The sequence below is a fragment of the Butyrivibrio sp. genome (assembly GCF_024699075.1).
Window position 1 is genome coordinate 1 of record NZ_JAILQF010000432.1, and the last position, 2,892, is coordinate 2,892.

At 35.9% G+C, this 2,892-nt stretch carries 3 protein-coding genes and 1 pseudogene; all 4 read left to right on the forward strand.

The window, feature by feature from the left end; translation table 11 throughout:
- Nucleotides 1-640 (forward strand): HAD hydrolase family protein (locus K6G87_RS17100; protein ID WP_296839958.1); only part of this gene is annotated, 640 nt, incomplete at its 5' end.
- Between the two features lie 139 nt (nucleotides 641-779).
- The gene (locus tag K6G87_RS17105) at nucleotides 780-1,046 is read left to right on the forward strand and encodes a helix-turn-helix domain-containing protein (RefSeq protein ID WP_296839960.1); all 267 of its coding nucleotides are present in this window, start codon (nucleotides 780-782) and stop codon (nucleotides 1,044-1,046) included.
- A 30-nt stretch (nucleotides 1,047-1,076) separates the two neighbouring features.
- The gene (locus tag K6G87_RS17110) at nucleotides 1,077-1,817 is read left to right on the forward strand and encodes a DUF3800 domain-containing protein (RefSeq protein ID WP_296839963.1); all 741 of its coding nucleotides are present in this window, start codon (nucleotides 1,077-1,079) and stop codon (nucleotides 1,815-1,817) included.
- Nucleotides 1,818-2,148: 331 nt separating this feature from the next.
- Nucleotides 2,149-2,892: pseudogene (locus tag K6G87_RS17115) on the forward strand (hypothetical protein); the annotation flags it as partial.

The window sequence follows — 2,892 nt, forward strand, 5'->3', positions numbered from 1 at the left end:
AGTTCTTCCTGTCATAGCCATGGATGGCGCCATCCTTTATGATATCAAGGAAAACAGATACCCCAAGGTCTATATCATTTCTGCAAAGCATGCTAATAGCATCGAGGACTTTATTAAGGAACGCGGCTTCAATATCTTTACGACAATTATCCTTGATGATGTTCTTATTATCTATTACGACAAACTTATAAATCCTGCTGAGACTGATATCTACGATAAGCTTCATAAGTCGCCCTATCGTAATTATCTCAATAAGGAAAGGCCTAAAGAACACCCTGTAGTATATATGATGTGTATTGATAAGACAGAAAAAATAGAACGTCTTGTGCAGGAGATCGAAGAAAGCGACGTATACAGTGAGCTCAAGATCTTATCTTATCCATCCACGGATTATAAAGGCTATTCATATATCAAGATCTACAACAAAAATGCATCAGTTCAAAACATGGCGGACTATCTAAAAACCATGACAGGCGCTACCCAAATAGTTACTATGAGCGACAATCGTAGAAACAGAGCGGATTTTATTTTCTCCGATTGTAATACAATGGTGCGTAAACTGCATTATATGTTCAATTGGAGCCCTCGAAGATCTTCGGCGAACAATATAAATTTGCTTCATCATGCGTCTGATGTATAAACACTGCATCGGGCGCTTTAAAGATTCTTTATTACAGCTCCTATGTGAGCTGTGTTTTTTTATCTTGACGCGTAGTCATTGACTACATTATAATCAATTAGAAACACACGCACTGACTACATTATTTAGGAGAGTGCTTATGAAGACTGAGATATATAGCATTGAAGGAATTGAGATTGAAATACCATCAAAAGGAGATAAAGAGGCGGAGCGTCGTAAGATGGCATATGCTTTTAAAATGATCAGGGAAAAGTCAGGAATGAATCGTAAGGATTTTTCCGATTGGCTTGGCATTCCTTATAGAACAATGCAAGAATGGGAACTTGGTCGCCGCGTTATGCCTGAGTATGTTCTTAGGCTGATTGCATATAAGGTAAAAAACGAGAAAATGATTGAGGAGGATTGATTTTTTGGCTTTGCAAAAAATGGAAGAAGTATGATGGGAGAGCTACAAGATAGTAACACAGTATATGTCTATGTGGATGAATCAGGAAGCATTACTAAGACGAATATTAGTAATAACAGGTATTTTGTCATTGCAATGGTGTTTACGGATAATCCTATTGCCATTAGACGTTTGTTTAAAAAGAAAATATCCCAGATGATAAAAAAAGATAGCAAGAAAAAAGACCAGCTCATATTGAATAAAGAGATAAAGGGATCAGAACTTTCTGAGAAAGAAAAAATAAAAATCTATCATCATATATTGTCGCATGGAAGTGATAAGGTCGAATTGGGTGTAATTGTTCTTGACAATAAATATACAGAAGACAAATTTATTGAAAATCATGCAAGAACATTTAATTATATGGTGCAAGTATTTTTTGATAGTTGTTATAGAAAGCATAGTAAATATATGACTGGCTCGGGAAATATCGAAATATTACTTGATGAGCAGAATGTTGCTACAGGTGCAAAGTATGATTTGGAAGAGTATCTGAATCAGCAGCTAACAATAAAAAATCCTATATGCAATAATTTTTATGCTAGTTATACAGATTCTAAGAATGAAAAGCTTGTTCAACTAGCAGATTTTATTGCAAATACCTTTTACAGGAATATAGAGAAGAAAAATAGGGATAGTGCAGAAACAGTGAAAATATGGATGAATCACTTGTGTGGGGATGATGTTTTTGATTTTTCCGAAGCGCATGATATCGAATTGAACATAAATTGAAATTTGACTATTTGCCATATAAGTGTTAATATCCTATTAGCAAAGTAAATCGTTGTAAACCGCATGAGGATGTAAGGCAGATGTAAGCTGTCCGGTCCAACGTTTTTGTTAGAGAGGCGTTCCAGATATGGGATGTCCTTTTGTTTTATTAGAGAGTAGTAAAAGTCAGCAAAGTTAGGATTACCTAATACTTGCTGACTTTTTTATTGCCTTAACCTAGAAGCAAAATCCCAGTTGAAGATTATTTGATAATTAATTATTTATACTCATACCATAACAAAGCGGCAGCACCTATAATATTATCAGGGAGTTGCCAGAAGGAGTGTATGGTATGTTTTTCAGAATTCTATTTAAAGATCTGAAGAGAAAAAAGACAATGAATATCATTCTGCTGATATTCGTACTATTATCAGCCATGTTTGCGTCCAGTAGCGTAAACAACATGATCTCAGTATTTGGCGGCATAGAATATTTCTTTGATAAAGCCCAGATGCCGGACTATGTTATGCTGACTCTTAATTCTAACGGCCTTAATCCCACAGATGAAATTGTAGAAGAAGCGGATGCTATTACACAGTGCAGGAAAGAAGACATAATATTCTTTTCCGCAAAGAGCCTTCTTAAAGACGGGAAAAAATATGTAGATTTTGAAAACCCCGGACTGATTACATCTGTAACGGATGCAAAACTTAATTATTTCAACAAAAACAATGAAGTCATAAGTGAAATCGAAGAAGGCCATATCTATCTTGGCGGCATTCTTGCAGATCCTGATAAGACGACTATAGGAGATAAGATCACTCTGAAGATTGAGGGCGTGACCTTAGAGCTTACAATAGACGGTTATTTAAAGGATGCGCTTCTTGGTTCACCATTCATGGGTAATCCCAGAATGCTTATGAATGACAAGGATGTTAAGAAGATCCTTGCTGATGAAGTAGTCGCTAATTCTTCAAAAGGAGCAGTTTATTATATCGATACTAATGATATGAAGGCTCTTACCGATCAGCTTACAGATGTCCCCAATGCCATCTTCGCTCAGCCTGCTAAAACATTAAGACTTACGTATATGCTC